The organism is Streptomyces aureus (assembly GCF_001418135.1).
In the GTDB taxonomy this organism is placed as follows: Bacteria; Actinomycetota; Actinomycetes; order Streptomycetales; family Streptomycetaceae; genus Streptomyces; species Streptomyces aureus_A.
On record NZ_LIPQ01000317.1, the window covers coordinates 1 to 4,939 of the forward strand.

Sequence of the window (4,939 nt, forward strand, 5' to 3'; positions counted from 1 at the left end):
GGAACCGGGCCCCAGCCATGTCCGGCGTGGCGGACCCGCGTCAGACCCGCTTGAGGACCGCGAAGCCGTCCGAGCGGTGGGTGATCTCGTACCGCGCCTCCGGATGCAGTTGCGAAGCCAGCTGCTCGGGGTCCGAGACCTGCTGCGACCAGCCGCGCAGATCGAAGGCGAGGTAGTCCGGGGTGGCGCCCTTCGACGTGCCGACCCAGTAGACCCGGTGGTCCGCCGTGAGGTGGGCGAGGAGCGGGACGTCCGCCTCGACGCTCGCGCCCTCCGGCACCGCGTCGACCGCCGCCCGCGCCTGCTCGGCCCGGACGTCCGTCCGGTACGTCTCCGGCTTCGTCAGCTCCCGCAGCGGCAGGTTCGCGGCGAGCACCAGCGCGACCGCCGTCGCCACCGGGACGACGACCTTCCCGTACGCGGCGAGCCACGCGCGCGGGGAGGTGCGCACGGAACGGACGCCGTCCACCAGGGCCAGGAAGACCACCGGCATGAGGATGGCGCTGTAGTGCCAGTGCATGCCCCAGTGGTTGGGGTCCTGGGAGAGGAAGCGCCAGCCGAGCGTGGGCAGCACGAGCAGGATCAGCGGGGAGCGCAGGGCGAGGAAGCCGGTGATCGCGAGCAGGAAGACCACCATCTCCCAGCGCTCGCCCGAGGTGAGCGCGTCGCCGACGACCTGCCCGAAGGAGGTCTCGGTGCCCTGCCCGGTCTTCTCGATCTTCGACCAGTAGTCGTACTCGCCGACCCGGCTCGCCGCCGGGATCAGGACGAGGACGGTCAGCGCGAACGCCGCCGCGCCGAAGCCTGCCAGGGCCGCGCCGAGCCGCTTCTGTCCCTTCAGGAAGAGGACCACACCGACCATCGAGACGGTCAGACCCATGTCCTCCTTGACGAGGACGAGCGGGGCGGCCCAGGCGGCGGCCGCGGTCCAGCGCCCGAGCAGCAGGGCCCGGCAGGTCAGGGCGAGCATCGGGACGGCGAAGGCGATCTCGTGGAAGTCGGACTTGACGGCTTCCTGAAGCCCCCAGGAGAGCCCGTACGCGAGGGCGAGGCCGATGCCGGCGGCCCGGCTGCCGAGGATCTGCTGGGTGGTGCGGCCGACGACGACCGCGCCGAGGGCGAAGAGCGCGGCCTGGGCGAAGAGCAGCGAGACCGGCGAGGACCAGACCCAGTACAGGGGCGCGAGGAGCGCCGTGACGGGGCTGAAGTGGTCGCCGAGTATGTGGAAGCCGGGGCCCTTGATGTCGACGACCGGGGCCCGGAACTCGGCGTACGCCCGGACGGACTGCCCGAAGATCCCGAGGTCCCAGGACGGGGTCCGGAAGTGCGCGTACTGCACCCAGGAGTAGAGGAAGTACAGGCCGCACAGGACGCCCGCGAGGATCAGGTACGGGCGGAGCGGGGCCGGCGCGAGGCCGTCCGGCGACGCGGTGCCGGTGACGCCCGGAGTGCCGGTGTCGGCCTCCTCGGCGGACCTGTTCTGTACGTCCAACACCACGCCCCCACCACCAGTGGTCGACAAAAGAGCAACCCATTAGACCAGAGTCCACTCGATCGGCGGATCGATCACGGGCCGGTCCCGGGCAGGGAGAGGGGCGGCCCGCCGGGAAAGGTCCCGGCGGGCCGCCCGCCGCGCATGCGGACCGGTTCACCCGGCCCTGTGTGCACCGATCAGTGGAAGAAGTGGCGCGTCCCCGTGAAGTACATCGTCACGCCCGCCTTCTTCGCGGCTTCGACCACCAGCTCGTCCCGCATCGAACCGCCCGGCTGCACGACCGCCTTCACGCCGGCCGCGGTGAGGATCTCCAGGCCGTCCGGGAAGGGGAAGAAGGCGTCCGAGGCGGCGTAGGAGCCGCGCGCCCGCTCCTCGCCCGCCCGCTCGACCGCGAGCTTCGCGGAGTCGACGCGGTTGACCTGGCCCATGCCGACGCCGACCGAGGCGCCGTCCTTGGAGAGCAGGATCGCGTTGGACTTGACCGCGCGGCAGGCCTTCCAGGCGAAGGCGAGCTCGGCGAGCTCCGCCGCGGACAGGGCCTCGCCCGTCGCCAGGGTCCAGTTCGCCGGGTCGTCGCCCTCGGCCTGGAGGCGGTCGGTGACCTGGAGCAGCGCGCCGCCGTCGATCGGCTTGACCTCGACCGGGTTGCTCGGGGCGCCCTCCGCCTTGAGCACACGGATGTTCTTCTTCTTGGCGAGGACCTCGACGGCCCCGTCCTCGTACGCCGGGGCGACGATGACCTCGGTGAAGATCTCCGCGACCTGCTCGGCCATCGCGACCGAGACGGGGCGGTTGACGGCGATGACGCCGCCGAACGCGGACAGCGGGTCACAGGCGTGCGCCTTGCGGTGGGCCTCGGCGACGTCGGCGCCGGTCGCGATGCCGCAGGGGTTGGCGTGCTTGATGATCGCGACGCAGGGCTCGGTGTGGTCGTACGCGGCCCGGCGCGCGGCGTCGGTGTCCGTGTAGTTGTTGTACGACATCTCCTTGCCGTGCAGCTGCTCGGCCTCGGCGAGGCCGCCCGTGCCGTCGACGTACAGCGCGGCGCCCTGGTGGGGGTTCTCGCCGTACCGCAGGACGTTGTTCCGCTCGTACGTGGCGCCCAGGAAGTCGGGGAAGCCCGACTCGTCGGCGGCCGCGTAGTCGCCGGCGAACCAGGAGGCGACGGCCACGTCGTACGCGGCGGTGTGCTGGAAGGCCCTGGCGGCGAACAGCTTGCGCAGGCCCAGGTTGGTCCCGCCCTCCTTGACCGCCTGAAGGACCGCGGCGTACGCGCCCGGGTCCGTGACGACCAGCACCGACGGGTGGTTCTTGGCGGCGGCGCGGACCATCGACGGACCGCCGATGTCGATCTGCTCGACGCACTCGTCCGCGGTGGCGCCGGAGGCGACGGTCTCGCGGAACGGGTACAGGTTCACGACGACCAGGTCGAAGGGCTCCACACCGAGCTCGGCGAGCTGGTTGCGGTGGTCCTCCAGGCGCAGGTCGGCGAGGATGCCGGCGTGCACGCGCGGGTGCAGCGTCTTGACGCGGCCGTCCAGGCACTCGGGGAAGCCGGTCAGCTCCTCGACCTTGGTGACCGGCACACCGGCGGCGGCGATCTTCCCGGCCGTGGAGCCGGTGGAGACGAGCTCGACACCGGCCTCGTGCAGACCGCGGGCCAGCTCTTCGAGCCCCGTCTTGTCGTAGACGCTGACCAGCGCGCGGCGGATGGGCTTAACGGTGTCCGTGTTCACCGACATGAACCTTTCGTCCCTCAATGCGATAGCCGTGCCGGGCGAGGCGCCCCACGACGTCGACGAGCAGTGAGCGCTCGACTTCCTTGATGCGCTCGTGCAGAGCGGCTTCATCGTCCTCGTCCCGCACCTCGACCACGCCCTGGGCGATGATCGGGCCGGTGTCGACACCGTCGTCGACGAAGTGGACGGTGCACCCGGTGACCTTCGCGCCGTAGGCGAGGGCGTCGCGCACCCCGTGGGCACCGGGAAAACTGGGCAGCAGAGCCGGGTGGGTGTTGACGACCCGGCCGCCGAAACGGGCGAGGAAATCCTTGCCGACGATCTTCATGAAGCCGGCCGAGACGACGAGATCCGGCTCGTACGCGGCGGTGGCCTCGGTGAGGGCGCGGTCCCACTCCTCGCGGGTGGCGTGGTCCTTGACCCGGCAGACGAAGGTCGGCAGTCCGGCGCGCTCGGCGCGCTCCAGACCTGCGATGCCGTCGCGGTCGGCGCCGACGGCGACGATCTCCGCGCCGTAGCCCTCGGGGTCCGCGGCGATGCCGTCGAGGAGGGCCTGCAGATTGGTACCGGAACCGGAGACCAGGACGACGAGGCGGGCGGCAGCCACTGGGTCACTCTTTCCGTGGTGTTTGTACGGTCGTACGAACGAATCGTGCCGCTCGATACGGGGAACCCTACGAATGGCTCGACCGTCAGCAACGATACCGGCACACCGGACGGCCCCCACGGGACGGGGGCGGAGCAGAGCGGTAGCGTCAAGGTCCGACGCCGGACGCGCACCCGACCAGCACCGGTCGAAGACACGAACGGCGGCACACGAGACAGCAGCGGAGACCACGGGTGCGGCCGTGGTCGCGACGACAGAGGGAAGACGTTCAGCAGATGCCGGAACGCCAGTCCACGGACGACAACAACCCGTTCGCGCCGCCGCCCGAGGGCAGGCCGGATCAGCCGTGGCAGCCGCGGCGACCGGAGGGCTCGGACGACGAATCGTCCGGGGGCTCCGGGTCGTCGGGGCCGTCGGACGGCCGCTGGAGCCCGCGCCAGCCGGGCCGCTCGAACGACGGCTTCGGCCGTGGGCCCGAGGGCCAGGGCGGCGGCCAGGGAGGGCCGGAGGGCGGACCCGGACAGGGTGGGCCCGGCCAGGGCGGCACCGGAGGACGCGGGCTCCGCTGGGACCCGACGGACCCGGCGCAGCGTCGCGCGCGGTACGCGATCCTCGCCGGCATGTGGGCCTTCTTCTTCGCCATCTTCGAGATCCCGGAACTGGCGCTGCTGCTCGGCGCCCTGGGCGTCTACTGGGCGATCAGCTCGCTGCGCGCCAAGCCGAAGCCGGCCGACGAGCCGGCGCCGACATCACAGTCGCCGGCCGCATCGGCGCCCCGGCCCGCGGGACAGGCGGCGGGGCAGCCCGTGGGCCGGCCTTCGGGACAGGGCGCCACGGCGGCCCCGCTCCGCTCCATGCGGACGGCCGCGATCAGCGGTCTGGTCGCGGCGAGCGTGGCCCTGATGATCGTCGCGGTGGGCTTCACCATGCAGCTCGTCTACAGCGACTTCTACGAGTGCCGTGACGACGCCCTCACCCACGCGGGCCAGCTGGCCTGCAACGACCTCCTGCCGAAGCCGCTGCGCGCGGGCTTCGGCGTCCGGGAGTAGCGCGGCGGTCATCCCTGGTCGGCGGACGGCGCCGGGGGCGGGGGCGCGC

4 protein-coding genes are annotated in these 4,939 nt (G+C 72.1%); 1 reads left to right on the plus strand and 3 read right to left on the minus strand.

Features of this window, described 5'->3' with window-relative positions; translation table 11 throughout:
- Window positions 1–40: 40 nt before the first annotated feature.
- The 3 genes from AOK00_RS25140 to purN form a co-directional block, all read right to left on the minus strand.
- Window positions 41–1,495, minus strand: a complete 1,455-nt coding sequence (locus AOK00_RS25140) for a DUF2079 domain-containing protein (protein ID WP_055602549.1) — start codon at window positions 1,493–1,495, stop codon at window positions 41–43.
- 176 nt (window positions 1,496–1,671) lie between these two features.
- Window positions 1,672–3,237 carry a bifunctional phosphoribosylaminoimidazolecarboxamide formyltransferase/IMP cyclohydrolase gene (gene purH / locus AOK00_RS25145; protein ID WP_055602546.1) on the minus strand — a complete coding sequence of 522 codons (1,566 nt, stop codon included), beginning with the start codon at window positions 3,235–3,237 and terminating at the stop codon, window positions 1,672–1,674.
- Window positions 3,212–3,841, minus strand: coding sequence for a phosphoribosylglycinamide formyltransferase (gene purN / locus AOK00_RS25150; protein ID WP_055602547.1), 630 nt, complete (start codon window positions 3,839–3,841; stop codon window positions 3,212–3,214). The genes purH and purN overlap by 26 nt, the downstream gene beginning before the upstream one ends.
- 275 nt (window positions 3,842–4,116) lie before the next feature.
- Here purN and AOK00_RS25155 point away from each other — a divergent pair, with 275 nt between their 5' ends.
- Window positions 4,117–4,890: a hypothetical protein gene (locus AOK00_RS25155; protein WP_055602548.1), complete on the plus strand. Its 774-nt coding sequence runs from the start codon at window positions 4,117–4,119 to the stop codon at window positions 4,888–4,890.
- Window positions 4,891–4,939: the final 49 nt, after the last annotated feature.